The following is a 20,832-nucleotide window of genomic DNA, read 5'->3' as shown; positions in this document are numbered from 1 at the left end:
TCCGGGGGGTGGGGTGCGAACCACCCGCACCACTCCGAAGCCATGACCGACCTGATGGCCCGCCGCCTCACTGGAGAGAACACCATCTCCTGGCGGGACACGACACCAGCACACCACAGCCGCATCCAGGGATGAAACGGCCTCCCAGCCGACCGAGACGGGTCGGCGGGCGGGCGAAGTCAGGGGTGCAGCACCGGTGTCTGTTCGGGGACGTGAGCCGCGACCACACGTTCCCGCCCCGGTACCGAACGACGCCGGTCGACACTCCACGCCGTGGCGGCAACTCCCAACCCCAGTACCGCCAACACCGCGCCGGCCACCGCAGGTGACGTAGCGCCGAAGCCTGCGGCAAGGGCGAGACCACCGATCCAGGCGCCGCCCGCGTTGGCCAGGTTGAAGGCCGCCTGGTTCGCGGAGGACGCCAGGGACGGGCCCGCCGACGCCTTTTCCATCACCATCAGTTGGAGCGGGGAGCCCGTCACGAACGCCGCCACGCCCAGCAGGACGACCGCGAGTGCCGCGCTCCACTCCGTGGTCATCAGGAGGGGGAAGAGGGCCAGGACCGCGGCCAGGGACAGCAGGCCGCCGAAGAGCGTGCCACGGAGCGAGTGGTCCGCCAGGCGGCCGCCCACCAGGTTGCCTGCCGTCGCGCCCACGCCGAACAGCGCCAGCAGCAGTGTCACGCTGCCGTCGGCGAAGCCCGCCGCTTCCGTGAGCATCGGGGTGATGTAGCTGTAGGCCGAGAAGAGCGCGCCGAAGCCCGCCACTGTCGTGCCCAGGGCCAGCCAGACCGGGAGGGACTTCAGCGCCGCCATCTCGCGGCGCAGGCCCACCGCCGGGGCGTGTGCGTGGTCGTGCGGGATCAGGAGGGCCAGCGATGCTGTCGCCGCTACGCCGATCATGCTCACCGCGAGGAACGTGGCCCGCCAGCCCAGGTGTTGGCCCATCAGTGTGGCCGCGGGTACGCCCACGATGTTGGCGACCGTGAGGCCCAGGAACATCAGCGAGACGGAGCGCGCCTTGCGTTCGGGGGCGACCATCGTCGTAGCCACTACCGCTCCCACGCCGAAGAAGGCGCCGTGCGGCAGGCCGCTCAGGAAGCGGGCGGCGAGGAGGTAGTCGTAGTTCGTCGCGAAGGCCGAGAGGGCGTTGCCCGCCACGAACAGGACCATCAGGGCGATCAGGACCGTGCGGCGGGACATGCGGGCGGTGACGGCCGCGAGGAGCGGGGCGCCGATGACGACGCCCAGCGCGTACGCCGAGACCAGGTGTCCCGCCGTGGGGATCGAGACGTGGAGGTCGTCCGCGACCTCGGGCAGCAGGCCCATGATCACGAATTCGGTGGTGCCTATACCAAAAGCGCCGACGGCCAGAGCGAGCAGGGCCAGGGGCATGGAGGTGCCTGTGCCTTTCGAGGGAGAGCGGATCGAGGGAGAGCGGAGTTCGTACCGACCAGGTTAAGTTCAGTTACGGAACAAAGACTCCCAGGCCCGCTATTCCACGAGGTTAAGAGCTCGTGTCCAGGTTCACACGGGCCGCGATCGGGAGGTGGTCGCTGCCCGTCCTGGGCAGGGTCCACGAGGTCACCGGTTCCACGCCCTGGACCATGATCTGGTCGATCCGCGCCATCGGGAACGAGGCCGGCCAGCTGAACCCGAAGCCGTCGCCCGCCGCACCCTGGGTGGAGCGCATCTGGGAGGTGACGGCGTTCAGCGAGCGGTCGTTCATCGTGCCGTTGAGGTCGCCGAGGAGGATCTTCCGCTTCAGCGGCTCGGCGGCGATGGCCTCGCCGAGCGCGTCCGCGCTCGTGTCGCGCTGCCGGGCGGTGAAGCCGGCTTCGAGCTTCACCCGCACCGAGGGGAGATGGGCGACGTAGACCGCGATCCGTCCCTCGGGGGTGGTGATGGTGGCGCGCATCGCGCGGGTCCAGCCCAGCTTTATGTCGACGGCCTGGACGCCGGTCATCGGGTCCTTGCTCCACAGGCCGACCGTGCCCTCGACCGCGTGGTACTTGTACGTCGACGCGAGCGCCTTCTCGTACGTCGGGACCGCCGAGGCCGTCAGCTCCTCCAGGGCGACGATGTCCGCGCCGGACGCGGCCACGTCACGGGCCGTACCGGCCGGGTCGGGATTGTCGGCGTTGACGTTGTGCGTGGCCACGGTCAGGTCGCCGCCCGTGCCGGTCTTGTCGGTGAGCAGCAGTCCGCCGAAGAGGTTCAGCCAGACGACCGCCGGGAGTACGACGGCGATCAGCGCGGTCGCCGACTTGCGGACCAGGGCGAGGACCAGCAGGAGCGGGATCGCGATCCCGAACCAGGGCAGGAAGGTCTCCGTGAGGCTGCCCAGGTTGCCGATCCGGTTCGGGATGCGTGAGTGCAGCAGCATGACGAGGGCCAGGACGACCGCCAGCGCGGCGAGGATCAGACCCCGGCGCCAGATCCTCCGGTCGCCCCGCCAACCGTCGAACAGTCTGTTCCGCAGGCGCCGAAGTCGGTTTCCGCGCGGCTGGTTCCCCGAGCCGCCGTCGTCCGTCTCCGCCACATACGCCTGCTGTGCCATACCGTCGCCTCACTACCTGCCGTGCACACCATCGTCCCCGCGCCTACGACCCTAGGGGATGATCGGTTCCGATCCGCCGTCCCATGACGGCCGTACGGGGACGAGGACGAACAAGTCGCCGCCGTGGGTTCCGGATACCGGCCCGCAGGGCGCGCTTGTGACGAGACGCGCACATACGGGCTCAGGCCGGATCGGCCTGGGAACCGGCCGGGCGCAGGGCCACCAGCACGGTGTCGACGAGGAGTTCGGACAGTCCCTCGGGGAGGTCGGCGTCGGCGCGCATGACGGTGCGCAGGAGCATCGGGCCGACCAGCATGTCGTTCATCAGCTCCGGGTCGAGGTCGGTGCGGAGTTCGCCGTTCTCCTGGGCCCGGCGCAGCAGTTCGACCTGCTTGCGGCGGCGGGGTTCCACGACGGTGGCGTGGTAGGCGGTCCACACCTTCGGGGCGCTCTTCATCTGCGCGTACACGTTGTGCAGGAGGGCAGAGGAGCGGGTCATCAGGCCGCGCTGGCGCAGCTGTTCCGTCATCGCGACGAGGTCGTCGCGCAGGGAGGTACCGGGCAGTTCGGGGTCGTCCGGTTCGGCGTCGCGGACGACGTCGACGAAGAGTTCCTCCTTGCCCGGCCAGCGGCGGTAGATGGTGGCCTTGCCGACACCGGCGGTGCGGGCGATGCGCTCGATGGAGAGTTCGGCCAGGGGCACGCCTTCCTCCAGGAGCTTCATCACGCCCTCCGTGATGGCGCGTTCGACGGCCTCGCTGCGCGGGCGTCCCCTGGTCGGGGCGCACTGCCGAGTTCCGCTGTCGGTGCCGTGTTCGGTGCCGTTGTCGGCAAGGCTCACTTCGCTCCGTCCCTTCGTTGTCCCCCCGACCGCGTCTGTGCCGATTGTCGTCCCTATTCGCCGACGACGACCAACTCCTGTTCTTCCTTGCCCTCCTGACGGGCCGTCGGCCTTCCGGGCAGGAAGAGGAAGGCGACCACCGCTCCTACGACCGCTACGCCCGCGCCGCACAGGGCGGTGACGTGCATGGCGTGCAGGAAGGCGTCGTTGGCCGGGCCGACCAGGGCCCTGCCCTGCGGGCCGAGCTTCGCGGCGACACCGAGGGTGGCCTCGATGGACTCGCCGGCCGTGTCGCGGAGGGCGGCCGGCACCGAGCCGAGCTTGCCCTCGATGCCGTTGCGGTAGGCGGTGGAGAGCACCGAGCCGAGTACGGCGATGCCGAGCGCGCCGCCGACCTGGCGGAAGGTGTTGCTCAGCGCGGACGCGGAGCCCGCCTTCTCGCGCGGCAGGGCCTGCATGATGACGACGCTGGTCGGGGTCATGACGTGGGCCATGCCCGCGCCCATGAGGAAGAAGATGATCTCCAGGATCCAGATCGGCGTGTCCGCCTTGAGGGTCGCGAAGGCGGCGAGCATACCGGCGAGCAGCAGCAGGCCGACGCCGGTGGTGATCCGGTTGCCGAAGCGGTCGACGACCAGCCGGGCGCGCGGCGCGAAGATCATCTGCGCGGCGGCCAGCGGCAGCATCAGCAGACCGGTCTGCAGCGGCGAGTAGCCGCGCACGCTCTGGGTGTAGAAGACCGAGAAGAAGGTCACGCCCATCAGCGCGAAGAAGACCAGCGCGATGGCGGCGATCGCGGCCGAGAACACCTTGTTCTTGAAGTACGTGACATCGATCGACGGGTGGTCGCTGCGCTTCTCGAACCAGACGAACCCGGCAAGGACCGCGACACCGGCGAGGATCGTCGACAGCACCTTGGGCGCCGTGAAGTCGGCCAGTTCGCCGCCCTCGATGATGCCGTAGACGAGCAGGACGAGGCCTACGACGGACAGGACGACGCCGACCGGGTCGAGGCGGCCGGGCTTCGGGTCGCGGGAGTCGGGGACCAGCCAGATCATCAGGGCGAGCGCGATCAGCACGATCGGCACGTTGATCAGGAAGACCGAGCCCCACCAGAAGTGGTCGAGGAGGACGCCGCCGGTGATCGGGCCGATCGCGATGGCGAGGCCGACGCCGCCGGCCCAGATGCCGATGGCCTTGGGCTGCTCCTCGCGCTCGAAGACGTTCATGAGGACGGCGAGGGTGGCGGGCATCACGAAGGCCGCGCCGAGCGCCATCAGGGCCCGGAAGCCGATGAGCTGGTCGGGCGAGCCGGACTCGGCGGCCAGCGCGGAGCCGATGCCGAACACGAGGAGACCGCCGAGCAGGACCTTCTTGCGGCCCAGCCGGTCACCGAGGAGGCCGGCGGTGAACAGCAGGCCGGCGAAGACGAGGGTGTAGGCGTTGATCGCCCACTCCAGCTCGCTCTGTGTCGCGCCCAGGCCGGTCGGGGCCGGGGTGGAGATGGTCTTGATGGCGACGTTGAGGATCGAGTTGTCGAGCACCACGATCAGCAGGCTCAGCATCAGCACGCCGAGGATGGCCCAGCGACGACGGTGCACCGCTTCGGGTATCCGGGTGCCCGGGACGGGTGGAGTGGTCATGCGGTCCAGACTAGGGAGCTTCGGGCGAATTCCGATACGAGACCGTGCCGTATCGTAAATCTTTTACTCAGACCTTACGTACCGCTCGGACGTGATGCGGGTGACGGGGGTCCCTCTGGCCCTCAGTGGCACGAGGTGCCACCATGGAGGAGATCCGGGGACACCGTGAGGGTGCCTCGAGATGACTGAAGGAGCCGTTGCAATGACGCAGCTTTCGGCTGCCCAGCCTGGGAAGACCAGCTCCTCCGACGGCAGCAAGGCGCTGTACGGAGGCAAGGGCACACGCCGCATCACCGTTCGCGACATCGCTCTCGCCAAGGAACGCGGCGAGAAGTGGCCCATGCTCACCGCCTACGACGCGATGACCGCGTCCGTCTTCGACGAGGCCGGGATCCCGGTCATGCTCGTCGGCGACTCGGCGGGCAACTGCCACCTCGGGTACGAGTCGACCGTGCCCGTCACGATGGACGAGATGACCATGCTGTCCGCCGCGGTCGTGCGCGGCACGCAGCGGGCGTTGATCGTGGGCGATCTGCCCTTCGGGTCCTACCAGGAGGGGCCGGTGCAGGCGCTGCGCTCGGCGACCCGGCTGGTGAAGGAGGCCGGGGTCGGTGCGGTGAAGCTGGAGGGCGGCGAGCGGTCGCACGAACAGATCCGGCTCCTTGTCGAGTCCGGTATCCCGGTGATGGCGCACATCGGGCTGACCCCGCAGTCCGTGAACGCGATGGGGTACCGCGTGCAGGGGCGTGGCGAGGAGGCCGCCCAGCAGTTGCTCCGGGACGCCAAGTCCGTGCAGGACGCGGGGGCGTTCGCGGTGGTTCTTGAGCTGGTGCCGGCGGAGTTGGCCGCCGAGGTGACTCGGGTGCTGCACATTCCCACCGTCGGGATCGGGGCGGGGGCCGAGACCGATGCCCAAGTCCTGGTGTGGACCGACATGTTGGGGCTTACGGGCGGTCGGATGCCGAAGTTCGTGAAGCAGTACGCCAATCTGCGTGAGGTCATGGGCAGCGCGGCGAAGGCGTTCGCGGAGGACGTGGTCGGCGGGACGTTCCCGCTGGAGGAGCACTCCGTTCACTGAGCGGTTCAGAGCCACTGCGGCACCATGCAGCCCCGCCGATCTTCCCCCGTCGGCGGGGCTGCCCCGTAGCTGGGGGCGGAGCCCCCAGGGCCTGTGCGCCAGCCGTCGGTCATCTGTCGGCGGCTGTCGGTGGGATGTCGGTGTTCTGTCGGCAGACGCTGGCACTGTCATCGGCATGACGCGAATCGACAACACTCCCAGCGGCACGGCAGTGACCGTGCGGGGGCTGGTCAAGCACTACGGCGAGACCAAGGCGCTGGACGGCGTCGACCTGGACGTCCGCGAGGGCACCGTGATGGGTGTGCTCGGACCGAACGGTGCCGGCAAGACCACCCTCGTACGCATCCTGTCCACGCTGCTCGCCCCGACCGCCGGCGAGGCATCCGTCGCCGGCTACGACGTCCTGCGCCAGCCCCGCCAGCTGCGCCGGGTGATAGGCCTCACCGGCCAGTACGCCTCCGTGGACGAGAAGCTCCCCGGGTGGGAGAACCTCTACATGATCGGGCGGCTGCTGGACCTGTCCCGCAAGGACGCCCGCGCCCGCGCCGACGAACTGCTGGAGCGGTTCTCGCTGACGGAGGCCGCCAAGCGCCCCGCCAGTACGTACTCCGGCGGTATGCGGCGCCGGCTCGACCTGGCCGCCTCGATGATCGGGCACCCGCAGGTGCTGTTCCTCGACGAACCGACCACCGGTCTGGACCCGCGCACCCGCATGGAGGTGTGGGACGAGGTGCGGTCCATGGTCGGCGACGGCGTGACCGTACTGCTCACCACCCAGTACATGGAGGAGGCCGAGGCGCTCGCCTCCGAGCTGACCGTGGTGGACCACGGCAAGGTCATCGCGAACGGCGGGATCGACGAGCTGAAGGCGAAGGTCGGCGGACGGGCATTGCGCATCCGGCCGACCGATCCGCTGCAACTGCGGCCACTGGCCCGCGCGTTGGACGAGCTGGGCATCACCGGCCTGGCCACCGTCACGGTCGACGTGGAGAGCGGCACGGTCCTGGTGCCGATCCTCAGCGACGAGCAACTGACCGCCGTGGTAAGCGCGGTGAGCGCCCGCGGCCTCACCATCGCCTCCATCACCACCGAACTGCCCAGCCTGGACGAGGTGTTCCTGTCTCTCACGGGTCACCGCGCCAGCGCCCCGCAGGACTCCGTGCCCACCCCCGACCGCGAGGAGGTCGCCGTATGAGCGCCGTCGCCGTGAACCCCGGCGCGGTCGCGTCGGACCCCCGTATCCCGCTGCGCAACCACCTGCGCCACACCGGCGCCCTGATCCGGCGCAATCTGCTGTGGATCCGGCAGGACCCGGAGTCGATGTTCGACGCCATCCTGTTCCCGGTCATCTTCACGCTGCTGTTCGTGTACGTCTTCGGCGGCTCGATCGGGCAGTCGCTCGGCGGCGGGCAGGAGGCGTACGTGCAGTACGTCGTGCCCGGGCTGCTCGCCATGATGGGCATGAACATGGCCCAGGGGGTGGGCACCGGCTTCAACACCGACTTCCACACCGGGGTCATGGACCGGTTCCGGTCGCTGCCCATCGGGCGGGCCTCGGTGCTGATCGCCAAGATCTCGGTCGAGATGATGCGAATGCTGCTCGCGTCCGCCGTGCTGATGGTCGTCGGTGTCCTCGTCGGCTTCCACATCCACCACTGGCTCGGCATGTTCGCCGCGATCGGGCTGTCCGCGGTGTTCGGCTCGGCCCTGATGTGGGTGTTCCTCACCCTCGGCGTGACCATGAAGTCCGCGCAGTCCGTGCAGGCCATGGGCTTCCTGGTGCTGATGCCGCTGCAGTTCGGCTCGTCGATCTTCGCGCCGACCGGTTCGATGCCGGGCTGGCTGCAGAACTTCACCGACTACAACCCGCTCTCCGCCCTGGCGGACGCGGCCCGCGGGCTGATGGTGGGCGGCCCGGTCGCCCACGGCACCTTGCTGACGCTCGCCTGGTCGGTGGGGCTCACCGCGGTGATGGCGCCGATCTCCATCTACAAGTTCCGCACCAAGACCTGACCGGCAGTGCGTCCCGTCCCAGCGGGTTCGTGCCGGCTCACACCAGGGCGGCGGCCTCCTTCGCGGAGAGGCCGCCGCCTTCGGCGTACCCGGCCGCGCACTCCTCGTAGGCCGCTTCGCCGAGCCTGCCGCGCGCGTGCAGTTCGGCCTGGCGGTAGACCTCGCGTTCCATGTAGGTCGGGACATGCCCCGGGGGCAGCAGCGCCTTCGCCGCGACGAGGCAGCGGACGCCGTCGCGGGCCCGCCCGCCGCCGTCGAACTCGGTGAGGGCGACCGCGGCGATCCCCAGGTACAGCGAGGTCATGTGCGGGGCGATGGTCTCGGACAGCGGGTCGCCGGCCCGCTTCAGCGCCTTGCGGATCTTGTCCAGGGACTCCTCGTACTCGCCGTCGAGCGCCGCCACCCAGGCCTCCGAGCCGAGGATGAACGCGTCGAAGACGACGAAGTGCGCGATGTGGAACTCCTCGCGCAGCAGGCGCAGTTCCTCGCGCGCCTCCGGGATCCGGCCGGCCATGGCGAGGCGGCTCGCGAGGAACATCCGGGCAGCGGGCATCGCCTCGCTGCTCGCGCCGTGCGGCCGGTCGATCACCTCGCGCAGGATGCGCTCGCCGCGTTCGAACTCGCCCTCCTCGATGAGCACACTGCCCAGCCGGGCGCCGAGCACGGCCGTCTGCCCGTGGGCGCCGAGCCGTTCGGCGTGCTCGATCGCGGCCTCGTAGTCGGTGGCGGCGAGCCGGTACTGGCCAATGCGCTCCCGGGCCTCGGCGCGGGCGGAGAGCGCCTCGGCGACGCCCCAGATGTCACCGAGGCGAAGGAAGATCTCCAGCGACTCGTCGGCGTCCCGGGCCGCGTCGCCCGCCCAGTCGGTGCGGTTGGCGAGCATGTTGGCGCGCATCTGGAGAACGGTCGCGAGCTCCCACTCCATGCCGGGGTTGGAGCGGCAGGTGTGGACGTCGGCGTCGAGGATCTCGGGCAGCCGCTGCACGCTGCCGCTCAGCATCACGGCGAAGAACCAGAACATGCCGGGCGTACGGCAGGTCTGCGGCAGGCCCGGTTCGTAGACCTGGGCGATGAGGCCCAGCTTCTCCTTCGCCGCCGGCGCCTCCCAGGCGTCCAACTCCGTGTCCATACAGGCCAGATGGGCGAGATGGAGGCCGCGCCGGGCCTCGGCGAGGAGTTCTCCGGTGAGCGGGGGCGGCACGTCGGTGCAGCGCTGCCAGACCGGGGCGGCGCGCTGGACGGGGGCCGCGAAGGGGTCGGGGCCCAGCGCCATGACCTCGACGCACCAGTTGCGGGCCTCGATGCGGACGTCGCGCATCTGCCAGTACCAGACCAGCGACAGGACGAGACAGAGAGCCTCCTGCTCGTCGCGCTCGGCGACGGCGTGCCGCAGGGCGGTGCGGAGGTTCTCGTACTCGCGCTCCAGCCGCTCCACTGCGGCGAGTTGGCCGGGGCCGCGCAGCAACGGGTCGGTGGTGCGGGCGAGTTCGCGGTAGTACGTCAGATGGGCGCGCTCGGCGGCGGGGCGGCGGCCGGACTCGGCGAGCCGTTCGCCCGCGTACTCGGCGACGGTCTCCAGGAGCCGGTAGCGCATCTCTCCCTCGCCCGAAGGGGCCGCCACGACAAGGGACTTGTCGACGAGGGCGCCGAGCGTCTCGAACGCGACGGGTCCGCACACGGCCTCGGCGGCGGCGAGGTCGCAGCCGCCGGCGAAGACGGACAGGATGCTCAGCACGTCCCGTTCGTCCGCGTCGAGCAGGTCCCAGGACCAGTCGACGACGGCGCGCAGGGTCTGCTGGCGGGGCAGCAGCGTACGGCTGCCAGAGGTGAGCAGCCGGAAGCGGTCGTCGAGCCGGTCGGCGATCTGACGCGGCGTCAACATCCGTAGCCGGGCGGCCGCCAGCTCGATGGCCAGCGGCATTCCGTCGAGGCGCCGGCAGATCTCGGCGCAGGCCTCGATGTCGTCCTCGACCGAGAACCCCGGCCGGGCCGCCGCGCCCCGCTCGGCGAGCAGCCGTAGCGCGACGGGGTCGGGCAGTGGCTCCACCGGGCGCAGCAACTCCCCCGGTACGCCCAGGGGTTCGCGGCTGGTGGCGAGCACGGTGAGCTCGGGGCAGCGCTCCAGCAGGGCCTCCACGAGGCGGGCGGCGGCGTCCACGACGTGCTCGCAGTTGTCGAGGACGATCAGCATCCGGCGGCGGCCGCAGTGTTCGGCGAGCCGCTCCACGGGATCGTCGTGCCGGTCTCCCCCGGCGGCCCGGATCGCCTCGGCGCCGGCGCCGTACATCACGGTCTCGCGCGCCCCGAGGGCGGTGAGCACGGCCTCCGGTACGGCCTCGGGGTCGTCGACGGGGGCGAGTTCGGCCAGCCACACGCCGTCCCGCGACGCGTACCGCACCCGCTCGGCGGCCTCCTGCGACAGTCGTGTCTTTCCCGCCCCGCCGGGCCCGAGCAAGGTCACCAGCCGGGCCGCCGCGATGTCCCCGCGGATGGCCTCGATGTCGGCCTCCCGGCCGACGAAGGAGGTGAGGCGGGCGCGGAGGTTGCCAGGGGGCGGAGCGGTGAGGTCGTGGGCCGCGGGAGCAGGAGCGGGAGTGGAGACCGGCCGGCCGGTATCGGCGCCACCGGCGAACTCGCCGTGCCCCCCGGGTGCGTTGCCGTCGCCCGGTCCACCGGGGCGGTGACGGTCATGGGCACCGGCCCCACCGGGACCTGCGTACGCGCCGGGTCCGCCGGGGCCGTAGTGCGCGCCGGATCCATCGGGACCGGAGTACCCACCGGCTCCGCCGGGACCGGAGTGCGCGCCGGATCCATCGGAACCGGCGTGCGTGCCCGACCCATCGGGACCGGAGTACCCGTCCGATCCGTCGGAACCGGAGTAGCCGCCCGACACACCGGAACGGAAGCGCGTACCCGACCCACCCGGGCCGAAGCGCGAACCCGACCCACCCGGACCGGAGTACCCGCCAGATGCGGCGCCCCCGGCGCGACCGCCGAGCCCTCCGGATCCCGTGCCGATGCCGCCTGGTCCGGCGTCACCTGGACTGAGCAACTCCCCGTGCAGCGCCCGCAGTTCGGGGCCCGGGTCGGAGCCGAGTCGGTCCGCGAGGAGTTGTCGTACGTCTTCGTAGGCGGCCAGTGCCTCCGCCGTGCGGCCGGTGGCGCGGAGGGCCTGGAGGCGGAGGGACTGGAGGGGTTCGTCGAGGGGGTGGGTGTCGCAGAGGGCGGTCAGTTCGGGGAGGGCGGTGTCCGCGTCGCCCAGGGCCAGGGCCGCCGTCAGGCGGGCGCGGCGGGCGTCGAGGTGGCGGGTCTCCCAGCGGGCCGCCTCGGCCGTGCGGTCGGGGAGGTCCGCGAGGGCCGGGCCGGTCCACAGGGCCAGCGCGTCGTCCAGGGCCTCGGCCGCCTTCGCGGGGTTGCTGTCGGCCAGCGCCCGCAGCCCCTCACCGGTCAGCCGCTCGAAACGGTGCAGGTCGATGTCGTCGGCGGCGACGGCCAGCCGGTAGCCGCTCTCCGTGGAGGCGATCGCGTCCGCGCCCAGTGCCCGGCGCAACCTGCCCACCAGGGCCTGCAGCGCGCCCGTCGCGTCGGCGGGCGGGTCGGCGCCCCACACCTCGTCCACCAGGAAGCTCGCGGGCACGGCCCGGTCGGGCCGCAGGGCGAGCACGGTGAGCAGGGCGCGCAGCCGCGCCCCGCCGACCGGGACGGGTGTGCCGTCGGGGCGGAGTGCCTGGGTGGTGCCGAGAATGCGATAGCGCACGGGGTCCATTGTCTCTGGTGGCGACGGAAGCGGTCACGGGGTTGGGGCGGCGCGGCGCCGGGCACGGCGTAGGCGAGCCACCACCCCTGAGTGGGGGGGTGACGGGGTCGCGGATCGCGTGCCAGAGTCCCATGCGCCCACCTTCCCCGGAACCGGTGGCCACCCGCGAGACGTTTTCCCCCAGTGCCCGGTACCGTCGGGCTTCGCGCGATCCACCGACCCCCAGCAGGGAGCCCACCCCCATGACCGCCACCACCACCCGCCCGAGCGACCGGCGGATCAGTCCCGTCTTCCTCGGGATCCTGGCCGTCACGGCGGTGACCGGCTGGGCCACCTGGACCGGGTTCGCCGAGAAGCCGGGCATCGCCGTGTTCCTGTTCGTGACGGCCGCCTGGATCGTCTCCCTGTGTCTGCACGAGTACGCGCACGCCCGCACCGCGCTGCACAGCGGCGACATCTCGATCGGCTCGAAGGGCTATCTGACCCTCAACCCGCTGAAGTACACGCACGCGCTGCTCAGCATCGTGCTGCCGGTGATCTTCGTCATCATGGGCGGCATCGGGCTGCCGGGCGGCGCGGTGTTCATCGAGCGGGGCCGCATCCACGGCCGCTGGAAGCACAGCCTGATCTCGGCGGCGGGCCCGCTGACGAACGTACTGTTCGCGGCGGTCTGCACGGCCCCGTTCTGGCTGCACGCCCTCGACGGGGTGCCGGCCGAGTTCCAGTACGCGCTGGCCTTCCTGGCCCTGCTCCAGGTCACCGCGGCGATCCTGAACTTCCTGCCGGTGCCGGGCCTGGACGGCTACGGCGTGATCGAGCCCTGGCTGTCGAACGACATCAAGCGGCAGGTCGAGCCGTTCGCGCCGTTCGGCCTGCTGTTCGTGTTCGCGCTGCTGTGGGTTCCGTCGATCAACCGGGAGTTCTTCGACATGATCGACGCGATCCTGCGTGGCCTGGGCGTCAGCGACTGGGCGACGTCGTACGGCTACAGCCTCTACCAGTTCTGGCGCTAGGAAAGGTCTCAGGCCGCACGGCCGCGCTTGAGGTAGTACCAGCACATGTTGGACGACAGCCCCGCGAGCAGGACCCACACGATGCCGATCCAGCTGCCCTCCACGAAGGAGACGACCGCGGCCGCCACGGCGAGCAGGCAGACGACGAGGGCGTAGACGGCGAGGCGCGGCATGGGATCGGCTCCTGTCGGCAGAACGAAGGCATAACAAAGGGGGACACTGCTGGTCGGTCGCCACCAGTGTCCCCCACCCGCTCAGACGTCCGTGACGCGCAGTCCCGCGTGTGCCTTGTAGCGGCGGTTGACCGAGATCAGGTTCGCGACCAGGGACTCCACCTGGTGGGCGTTGCGCAGCCGCCCGGCGAAAACCCCGCGCATGCCGGGGATACGGCCGGCCAGCGCCTGCACGATCTCGACGTCGGCGCGCTCCTCGCCCAGCACCATGACGTCCGTGTCGATCTCGTCGATCTCCGTGTCCATGAGCAGGACGGCCGACAGGTGGTGGAAGGCGGCGGCGACCCGGGAGTCCGGCAGCAGGGCGGCGGCCTGTTCGGCGGCGCTGCCCTCCTCCGGCTTCAGCGCGTAGGCGCCCTTCTTGTCGAAGCCGAGCGGGTTGACGCAGTCGACGACGAGCTTCCCGGCCAGTTCCTCGCGCAGCGACTCCAGGGTCTTGCCGTGGCCGTCCCAGGGCACGGCGACGATCACGATGTCGCTGCGGCGCGCGGTCTCCGCGTTGTCGGCGCCCTCGACGCCGTGGCCGAGTTCGTCGGCGGCGGCCTGCGCGCGCTCTGCGGCACGGGAGCCGATGATCACCTTCTGGCCGGCCTTGGCGAGCCGGTAGGCGAGGCCCTTGCCCTGCGGCCCGGTCCCGCCGAGCACGCCGACGACCAGTCCGGAGACGTCGGGGAGGTCCCACGGGTCCTTGGCGGGGGCCTTCGCCGGGGGCGTCGCGGGGGTCTGTGCAGCACTGTCGGTAGAGGTCATGGGCCGACTTTACGTCCGCCTTCCCCTGCGGATCGGCTCAGGTGAGGTCCGTCACGGGCGCCCGTCGGCTCAGCCGAGGAGCGTGACCGGCACCCGCCCACTCAGCCGAGGTCGCTCACCGGCACGCGCCGGAACGTGATCGTCTCGTACGCCCCGAAGTCCCCGGTCTCGTAGAGGAGTCCGACCGTGTCGTCGTCGACGCGGACGAGGTCGGAGTAGGCGGCGGGCAGGCCGTCGACCGTGAACACCGGGCGCCAGGTGGTGCCGCCGTCGGCCGAGGTGCGCAGGGTCATCAGGGCGCGGGCGGCCGGATCGCCGGGGCCGGAGTACAACAGCACGTCGGGGTCGCGGAGTTGGAGGACGCTGCCCTCGCAGACGGGGGTGGCGAGGCCGGCCTGCGGGCGGAACGGCTTGACGAGGGTCCTGCCGCCGTCCTCGGAGTACGCGTCGGCCCGGTTGCCGGGGGACGGGGAGTCGTTGCGGGTGTTGAAGTAGACGCGCCCGTCGGGGAGTTCGGCGGCGGTGGTCTCGTTGCAGTTGATGTAGCCGTCGGTGTTCTCGTCGACGTAGCCGAGGGACCAGGTCTCGCCGCCGTCGTCGCTGAGCAGGCAGTGGCCGCTGTTGTACTTGGCCTCGTTGCCGACGTCGGTGCCGGCGGGCGGGATCGTGTGGTTGCCGGGGACGACCACGCGGCCGGTGCTCAGCTGGATCGCGTGCCCGGGCGTGGTGGCGTACCAGCGCCACTCGGGCTTCTTCACCTGCTCGGTGATCTCCTTGGGGCTGGACCAGGTGACTCCGTCGTCGTCGCTGTACGTCACCCACGCCCGCCGCCCGTCGGCCGGCTTCACCTTGCCGCGCAGGATGGCGTCCTCGCTCGCGGCGGCGGCCGAGCGGACGTGGACGAGCAGGATGCGGCCGGTGTCCAGGACGACGGGGGCCGGGTTGCCCGCGAGGTCGGTGCCGTTGTCGGCGGCGACGGTCTGAGGGCCCCAGGCGCGGCCGCCGTCCGTGGAGCGGCGCAGGACGATGTCGATGTGGCCGTAGTCGCTCGCGGAGGCGACCCGGCCCTCGCAGAACGCGAGGAGGGTTCCGGCGCGGGAGACCACGACCGCCGGGATCCGGTAACTCGCGCAGCCCCCTTGGCCGGCGTGGAAGGGGACGGTGACGTCTGCGGTGTCCGTCATGGGGGTGGCTCTCCTCGTACGACGTGCGGCCGATGAGCCCGCACCTTCCCCAAGTCGGGCGAATTCGCGGTGAACTCCACGTCACGAGTGGCCGGTTGCGGCAGGATGCGCGGACATGGACGCCGTACGGGTCGCGCTGCTGCGTGAAGTGCTCGCCGGGACCGAGTGGTTGGGGGCCACGCGGCGGTTCGCGGGGGTGCTGCGCGGGTCCGTGGTGGCGCACGGGGGCGGGCTGCTGCTGGTGGGTACGCCCGCGTACGAGCCGTGGCATCTCGCCGCCCATCTGGTCGACGAGGCCGCCTGGTCGGGCACACCCGAACTGGCCCCGACCCTCGTACGGCACGACGCGCGCCCCTCCGACCCGGCCCATCTGGCGGTCGGACTCGGCCGGATCGAGGCGGCCCGGCGCGGCGAGACACTGCTCGTCGTGTCACCGGAGGGTCCGGGCGACCCGCTCCTTGAACGGGTGCATGATGCCCGCCGGGCCGGGGCGACCGTCCTCTCCCTCGGCACCGGGGACCGCGAACTGGCGTCCCTGGCCCACGAGTCGCTCGCCGTACCGGACGGCATGGACCTGGACCTCGACACCGTGCAGCATCTGGTGAGCGCGGCGGCCGGGGAGAACGTGTTGCCGGCGGCGCGGGGGCGGCGGCGTTTCCGGGACCGGTTGTCGAGGCTGACCGACCAGCTGACGGCCCCGCCGCCTGCCCGTTGGTGATTTTCCCACCCGCCCACCGGTCTCGGTCAGTTGAGAGGTGGGCGACAAAAAAAGCGGTTGCCTCGCCCCCTCCCCCGCGTGATCGTGGCCGCTTGTGACCGCCTCCCGCCTCCGCGCCCTCCTCCCCGACCTCGCCCCCTGGCACGCCTCCGCCGACTTCCGCAGGCTCTGGGTCGCGGGCCTGATCTCGAACTTCGGGAACTTCCTGTCCTTCGTCGCGCTCCCGGTGCAGCTCAAGGAACTCACCGGCTCCGCCGCGGCGGTGGGCGCGATCGGTGCCGTGGAGCTCGTGCCGCTGATCGTGTTCGGGCTCTACGGCGGTGCGCTCGCCGACGCGTGGGACAAGCGGAAGCTGATCGTGTGGACCGAGGCCGGGCTGGGCGTGCTGTGCGGGCTGCTGCTGCTCAACTCGCTGCTGCCGCAGCCCGCCGTATGGCCGCTGTACGTGATCGCGGCGCTGACTTCCGTCCTCGGCTCGGTCCAGCGGCCGGCCCTGGACTCGCTCTGGCCGCGAATCGTGGCGCACGAGCACATGACGGCCGCGTCCGCGCTCAACTCCCTGCGCTGGACGGTCGGCGGGGTCATGGGCCCGGCGCTGGCGGGCGTGGTGGTGGCGTTCGCGGGGCTGCCCTACGCCTACGCGGCGGACACGCTGACGTTCGTCGTGTCCGTGGTCCTGATCTGCCGGATCGCCGCCTCCCCCGGGGCTCATGAGGCGCAGAAGCCCTCGCTGCGGTCGATCGCGGAGGGCGCCCGGTACGCGTGGAGCCGCAAGGAGCTGCTCGGTACGTACGCGATCGACCTCGCGGCGATGTTCTTCGCGATGCCGCTGGCGGTGCTGCCGTTCCTCGCGGACGAACTGCACGCCGAGTGGGCGCTGGGGCTGATGTACTCGACGGTCCCGGCCGGTGCCCTGCTGGTGAGTGTGACCAGCGGCTGGACCTCGCGGATCCACCGGCACGGGCGGATGGTGGTGCTGGCCGCCGCGCTGTGGGGCGTGGCGATCGCGTGCGCGGGTGCCGTGGGCAACGTATGGCTGGTGCTGCTGTTCCTCACCGTCGCGGGCGGCTGCGACATGGTCAGCGGCATCTTCCGCGGTGTGATCTGGAACCAGACGATCCCGGACGAGCTGCGCGGCCGGCTCGCCGGGATCGAGCTGCTGTCCTACTCGGTGGGCCCGCAGCTGGGGCAGGTCAGGTCCGGTGGCATGGCCGCGCTGTCCGGGGTGCGGACGTCGGTGTGGACGGGCGGGCTGATGTGCGTGGGCGCGGTGGGGCTGCTGGCCGCGGGACTGCCGAAGCTGATGTCGTACGACGCGAGGACGGACGAGCACGCGCTGCGGCTGAAGGCGCGGCGGGCCGCCGACGCCACCGCCAGTGCCTGATCAGTCCTCGTCGGCGCTCCCCTTCGTGGCGTCGTGCCACTTGGGGTCGTTCTCCCACTCCAGGTTGCGCTCGCGGGCCGTCTCCATCGCGTGCTCGGCCTCCGCGCGGGTGGCGTACGGCCCGAAGCGGTCCTTTGCGGGGCACTCCGGCCCCTCCTCGACCTTCTTGTGTTCGAGGCAGTAGTACCACTCGCCGGGCTTCCCGACCGTGCGCTTCTTGAACAGGGCCATCAACGGCTCCTTTCCCTACGGCCATGTTCCCCCATGTCCGCTGGTTAGACTCGCTGGCATGTCTGGCCAGTCGCTGCTCGTACCAGGGGAGCTCTCTCCCACCCGTTCCGTGCCCGGAAACATCCGCCGGCCCGAGTACGTCGGCAAGCCCGCGCCGACCCCGTACACGGGGCCGGAGGTGCAGACGCCCGAGACGATCGAGGCGATGCGGATCGCCGGGCGGATCGCCGCGCGGGCGATGGCGGAGGCCGCGAAGGTCATCTCGCCGGGTGTGACCACGGACGAACTCGACCGGGTGGCGCACGAGTACATGTGCGACCACGGCGCCTATCCGTCGACTCTCGGCTACCGCGGCTTCCCCAAGTCCCTGTGCACGTCGCTCAACGAGGTGATCTGCCACGGCATTCCGGACTCCACGGTGCTGCGCGACGGCGACATCATCAACCTCGACGTGACGGCGTACGTCGGCGGGGTGCACGGCGACAACAACGCGACGTACCTGGTGGGCGACGTCGACGAGGAGTCCCGGCTCCTGGTGGAGCGCACCCGCGAGTCCCTGGACCGCGCGATCAAGGCGGTCAAGCCCGGCCGCCAGATCAACATCATCGGGCGGGTCATCGAGTCGTACGCCAAGCGCTTCGGGTACGGCGTGGTCCGGGACTTCACCGGCCACGGCATCAACTCGTCCTTCCACTCCGGCCTGATCGTCCCACACTACGACAGCCCGCACGCGACGACGGTCATCCAGCCCGGGATGACGTTCACCATCGAGCCGATGCTGACGCTGGGGACGCACGAGTACGACATGTGGGACGACGGGTGGACGGTCGTCACGAAGGACCGGAAGCGGACGGCGCAGTTCGAGCACACGCTGGTGGTGACGGAGACGGGCGCGGAGGTTCTCACGCTGCCGTAGCAGGTCAGGACCCGTCCTCTGCTGAGGGCGGGTCCTTTCTTGTACGCTTTTACCGACAGGATGTCGGTAAACCTGTTGACTTAGGTAAGCCTTACCTTAGAGGATACGGCTCATGGACTCCTTCTCGACGGTCATCCGCACCGCGTCCCACGAACAGCATGTGGAGGCCGAGACCTCCACCTTCATGAGCGATCTGCTCGGCGGCCGGCTGGGCATGGACGCGTACGCCCGCTACACCGAGCAACTGTGGTTCGTGTACGAGGCGCTGGAGACCGGTGCGGAACGGCTGGCGGCGGACCCGGTGACCGGGCCGTTCATCCGGGGCGAGTTGTTCCGACTGCCCGCGCTGGAGCGGGACCTGGAGCATCTGCGGGGCGCGGACTGGCGATCCGGGCTGACCGCGCTGCCGGCGACCCGGGCGTACGCGGAACGGGTGCGGGAGTGCGCGGAGTCGTGGCCGGCCGGGTACATCGCCCACCACTACACCCGCTACCTCGGCGACCTCTCCGGCGGCCAGATCATCCGCGACAGGGCGGAGCGGACCTGGGGGTTCGCGCGCAAGGGCGCCGGTGTGCGCTTCTACGTCTTCGAGGGGATCGGGAACCCGGCGGCGTTCAAGCGGGGGTACCGGGAGCTACTGGACGGACTTCCGGTCGATGACCTGGAGAAGCAGCGGGTGGTGGCGGAGTGCAAGCGGGCGTTCGCGCTGAACACCGGGGTGTTCCGGGCGTTGGGTGAGGAGTTTCCGCTGAGCGCGTGACGCCGGCTAGCGCTCCAGGAACACCCGCCCTCCGACCTCGACCCAACCCCCCGGCTGCGGAGCCGTGAGTATCTGGGAGCCCGCGCCCTGCGTGATGTTGAGGGCGCGACCCAACTGGTCGGTCAGGAGCAGTGCCGCCGCGCCTGTCGCCTCGTCCTCGTGGATGCCGTCGTCGCGGCCCGGGAAGGCACGGGCGCGGACGCGGCCCGCCGCCTCGTCCTCCCAGGCCCAGGCGTAGATCCACTCGCCGGGCGGGGGGACGGGGAGGGCGTCGACCTCGGTGGCGGTGGGGAGTTGGCGCAGTGTGCGCGGCGGGGCCCACTCCGGGAGGGCCTCGATCCAGCTGAACTCGCCGTCGAGACGGGCGCCCACGATGCCTGCGGGCGTGACCAGTTCGGGTATGTCCAGGAGCCAGGCCGCGCCCACGCAGGGGTGGCCGGCGAAGGCCAGGCGGGTGGTGGGGGTGTAGATGTCGATGACTCCGCGCTCGGGGTCGTCGACGAACACCGTCTCACTGAAGCCGAGTTTCCCGGCGAACAGCTGTCGCTCGTCCGGGTCCGGCATGACGGAACCCTCGCGGACGACGCCGAGTTCGTTGCCGTATCCGCCGCTGGGGCCGCAGAAGACACGCAGTACGTCGTAGTCAGTCACGGGGGAATTGAAGCATCACATCGGCGGCCAGGTCGTCCCAGGCGGCCGGACCGCCGGGAACGGGCCAGGTCACGGTGCGCGCGTCCTCGTAGGGCAGCGCGGCCAGGGTGTCGCCGAAACCCCGCTCCAGGGCGGCCCGTTGGCGTGCGGGGTACTCCGTGGGACGGCGCATGCGCTGTTCGTGCGCCTCGGTCAGTTCGTCGGCGGTGCGACGCCAGTCCTCCTCGTGCGGTACGCGGCGCAGGACCACGCAGGCCGGTTGCGCGCCCTCCGCGAGCGCGGCCACCGCGCGGTCGTGGCCGTCGAGGATCAGCCAGCCGTCGAGGAAGGTAACCCACCACAGGAGGACGGGCGCGAGGGTGCCCTCGCGGGCGTGCTTGCGGTACGCCTTCACGCGCGGGGCGTCGGGCGGGGAGAGACGGCGCAGGGGCAGGATGCCGTGCCAGCCGCCGCCGCAGTACAGCTCCAGGGTGCCGTTCGGCCACTCCTGGACGAAGTCCGTCGTCCAGATGCCGGGGGCGAAGAAGTCACGCCGGGACAGGGCCCAACGGCCTTCGTGCAGCGGTCCATTCGGGGTCTCCTCCAGCCAACGGGCGTACTGGTGGAGCCAGTCGACGGCCGAGCGTTGCCGCGCGGCTCGCAGCGGCGGCAGGAGTGGGCGGTAGCCGTCGAAGCGGTGCAGGACGAGGTCGTGGCAGCAGCCGTCGCCCTCCAACCGACCCAGGAACAAAGGGTGTTCGCCCTGGCGGAGCAGTCTGCGTCCACCGTCCGCCGTCTCGAAACGCAGCGGTGACGGACCGGGCCGACCGGTCACGGTCAGCACCAGTCCGTCCTCCGACAGCATCTCTCTGCGCCCCCTTGTGTCCATGGGGCACAGTCTTACGCCTGGGTGGTCTCCGTGCGCCGCCTGCGCATCGCGAAGACCACGCCCGCGCCCGCCGCGCCAAGGGCCGTCGCCGATATGTCGGAGCCCGTCGAGGCGAGGGAGCCGGTTGTGCCGCCCGTCGTGGAGCCGGTAACGCCGCCCGAAGTCGAGCCTGTCGTACCCGAGGTGCTCCCACCCGTGCCGGTCGAGGTGTTTCCGCATCCGCGCACGGGTCG

The 20,832-nt window shown here is 71.1% G+C and carries 19 protein-coding genes and 2 pseudogenes; 9 read left to right on the top strand and 12 right to left on the bottom strand.

What is annotated here, in order from left to right:
• Positions 1-39: 39 nt before the first annotated feature.
• A pseudogene (locus ACWDEW_RS25330) lies at positions 40-135 on the top strand (IS5 family transposase); the annotation flags it as partial.
• Between the two features lie 44 nt (positions 136-179).
• Here ACWDEW_RS25330 and ACWDEW_RS25325 read toward each other — a convergent pair.
• The 4 genes and pseudogenes from ACWDEW_RS25325 to ACWDEW_RS25310 all read right to left on the bottom strand — a co-directional run bounded on the left by ACWDEW_RS25325 (position 180) and on the right by ACWDEW_RS25310 (position 5,043).
• Positions 180-1,394 carry an MFS transporter gene (locus ACWDEW_RS25325; RefSeq protein ID WP_450515218.1) on the bottom strand — a complete coding sequence of 405 codons (1,215 nt, stop codon included), beginning with the start codon at positions 1,392-1,394 and terminating at the stop codon, positions 180-182.
• Positions 1,395-1,506: 112 nt separating this feature from the next.
• Positions 1,507-2,458: pseudogene (locus ACWDEW_RS25320) on the bottom strand (endonuclease/exonuclease/phosphatase family protein).
• Between the two features lie 282 nt (positions 2,459-2,740).
• Positions 2,741-3,400 carry a TetR/AcrR family transcriptional regulator gene (locus ACWDEW_RS25315; protein WP_450515216.1) on the bottom strand — a complete coding sequence of 220 codons (660 nt, stop codon included), beginning with the start codon at positions 3,398-3,400 and terminating at the stop codon, positions 2,741-2,743.
• A gap of 53 nt (positions 3,401-3,453) precedes the next feature.
• Positions 3,454-5,043 carry an MFS transporter gene (locus tag ACWDEW_RS25310; protein ID WP_450515214.1) on the bottom strand — a complete coding sequence of 530 codons (1,590 nt, stop codon included), beginning with the start codon at positions 5,041-5,043 and terminating at the stop codon, positions 3,454-3,456.
• A gap of 202 nt (positions 5,044-5,245) precedes the next feature.
• Here ACWDEW_RS25310 and panB point away from each other — a divergent pair, with 202 nt between their 5' ends.
• The 3 genes from panB (at position 5,246) to ACWDEW_RS25295 (ending at position 8,134) form a co-directional block, all read left to right on the top strand.
• Positions 5,246-6,121 carry a 3-methyl-2-oxobutanoate hydroxymethyltransferase gene (panB, locus tag ACWDEW_RS25305; RefSeq protein WP_450515212.1) on the top strand — a complete coding sequence of 292 codons (876 nt, stop codon included), beginning with the start codon at positions 5,246-5,248 and terminating at the stop codon, positions 6,119-6,121.
• Positions 6,122-6,296: 175 nt separating this feature from the next.
• On the top strand, positions 6,297-7,316 hold the full coding sequence (locus ACWDEW_RS25300; protein WP_450515210.1) for an ATP-binding cassette domain-containing protein: 1,020 nt from the start codon (positions 6,297-6,299) through the stop codon (positions 7,314-7,316).
• Entirely contained in the window at positions 7,313-8,134 is an 822-nt protein-coding gene (locus ACWDEW_RS25295; protein WP_450515208.1) for an ABC transporter permease, read from the top strand. The genes ACWDEW_RS25300 and ACWDEW_RS25295 overlap by 4 nt, the downstream gene beginning before the upstream one ends.
• Before the next feature lie 37 nt (positions 8,135-8,171).
• Here the strand turns inward: ACWDEW_RS25295 and ACWDEW_RS25290 are convergent, their stop codons facing one another.
• The gene (locus ACWDEW_RS25290) at positions 8,172-11,900 is read right to left on the bottom strand and encodes an AfsR/SARP family transcriptional regulator (protein WP_450515206.1); all 3,729 of its coding nucleotides are present in this window, start codon (positions 11,898-11,900) and stop codon (positions 8,172-8,174) included.
• A gap of 233 nt (positions 11,901-12,133) precedes the next feature.
• Here ACWDEW_RS25290 and ACWDEW_RS25285 point away from each other — a divergent pair, with 233 nt between their 5' ends.
• The gene (locus ACWDEW_RS25285) at positions 12,134-12,904 is read left to right on the top strand and encodes a site-2 protease family protein (protein ID WP_019067289.1); all 771 of its coding nucleotides are present in this window, start codon (positions 12,134-12,136) and stop codon (positions 12,902-12,904) included.
• Between the two features lie 8 nt (positions 12,905-12,912).
• On the opposite strand, the gene ACWDEW_RS25280 is transcribed toward ACWDEW_RS25285, so the two are convergent.
• The 3 genes from ACWDEW_RS25280 to ACWDEW_RS25270 form a co-directional block, all read right to left on the bottom strand.
• Complete coding sequence (locus tag ACWDEW_RS25280) at positions 12,913-13,077, bottom strand: hypothetical protein (protein ID WP_362981423.1); 165 nt, start codon at positions 13,075-13,077, stop codon at positions 12,913-12,915.
• Between the two features lie 81 nt (positions 13,078-13,158).
• Complete coding sequence (gene npdG, locus ACWDEW_RS25275; protein ID WP_450515204.1) at positions 13,159-13,887, bottom strand: NADPH-dependent F420 reductase; 729 nt, start codon at positions 13,885-13,887, stop codon at positions 13,159-13,161.
• Positions 13,888-13,988: 101 nt separating this feature from the next.
• Positions 13,989-15,071 carry a sialidase family protein gene (locus ACWDEW_RS25270; RefSeq protein ID WP_450515202.1) on the bottom strand — a complete coding sequence of 361 codons (1,083 nt, stop codon included), beginning with the start codon at positions 15,069-15,071 and terminating at the stop codon, positions 13,989-13,991.
• Between the two features lie 115 nt (positions 15,072-15,186).
• On the opposite strand from ACWDEW_RS25270, the gene ACWDEW_RS25265 reads away from it, so the two are divergent.
• Positions 15,187-15,789 carry a hypothetical protein gene (locus tag ACWDEW_RS25265; protein WP_450515201.1) on the top strand — a complete coding sequence of 201 codons (603 nt, stop codon included), beginning with the start codon at positions 15,187-15,189 and terminating at the stop codon, positions 15,787-15,789.
• 94 nt (positions 15,790-15,883) lie between these two features.
• Positions 15,884-17,173 (top strand): MFS transporter, encoded by a 1,290-nt coding sequence (locus ACWDEW_RS25260; protein WP_450515199.1) that lies wholly within the window; start codon positions 15,884-15,886, stop codon positions 17,171-17,173.
• On the opposite strand, the gene ACWDEW_RS25255 is transcribed toward ACWDEW_RS25260, so the two are convergent.
• The gene (locus ACWDEW_RS25255; RefSeq protein WP_019067283.1) at positions 17,174-17,404 is read right to left on the bottom strand and encodes a hypothetical protein; all 231 of its coding nucleotides are present in this window, start codon (positions 17,402-17,404) and stop codon (positions 17,174-17,176) included.
• A gap of 58 nt (positions 17,405-17,462) precedes the next feature.
• Here ACWDEW_RS25255 and map point away from each other — a divergent pair, with 58 nt between their 5' ends.
• Positions 17,463-18,320, top strand: coding sequence for a type I methionyl aminopeptidase (gene map, locus ACWDEW_RS25250; protein WP_450515197.1), 858 nt, complete (start codon positions 17,463-17,465; stop codon positions 18,318-18,320).
• A 112-nt stretch (positions 18,321-18,432) separates the two neighbouring features.
• Positions 18,433-19,080, top strand: coding sequence for a biliverdin-producing heme oxygenase (locus ACWDEW_RS25245; protein WP_450515195.1), 648 nt, complete (start codon positions 18,433-18,435; stop codon positions 19,078-19,080).
• Between the two features lie 6 nt (positions 19,081-19,086).
• On the opposite strand, the gene ACWDEW_RS25240 is transcribed toward ACWDEW_RS25245, so the two are convergent.
• The 3 genes from ACWDEW_RS25240 to ACWDEW_RS25230 are packed head-to-tail and all read right to left on the bottom strand — an operon-like array spanning position 19,087 to position 20,826.
• Complete coding sequence (locus tag ACWDEW_RS25240) at positions 19,087-19,731, bottom strand: PhzF family phenazine biosynthesis protein (RefSeq protein ID WP_450515194.1); 645 nt, start codon at positions 19,729-19,731, stop codon at positions 19,087-19,089.
• Complete coding sequence (locus ACWDEW_RS25235) at positions 19,724-20,599, bottom strand: hypothetical protein (RefSeq protein ID WP_450515192.1); 876 nt, start codon at positions 20,597-20,599, stop codon at positions 19,724-19,726. The genes ACWDEW_RS25240 and ACWDEW_RS25235 overlap by 8 nt, the downstream gene beginning before the upstream one ends.
• An 11-nt stretch (positions 20,600-20,610) precedes the next feature.
• Positions 20,611-20,826, bottom strand: a complete 216-nt coding sequence (locus tag ACWDEW_RS25230; RefSeq protein WP_450515190.1) for a hypothetical protein — start codon at positions 20,824-20,826, stop codon at positions 20,611-20,613.
• Positions 20,827-20,832: the final 6 nt, after the last annotated feature.

The sequence above is a fragment of the Streptomyces sp. NPDC001100 genome (assembly GCF_053598575.1).
This window is presented reverse-complemented; position numbering and strand designations above follow the sequence as displayed.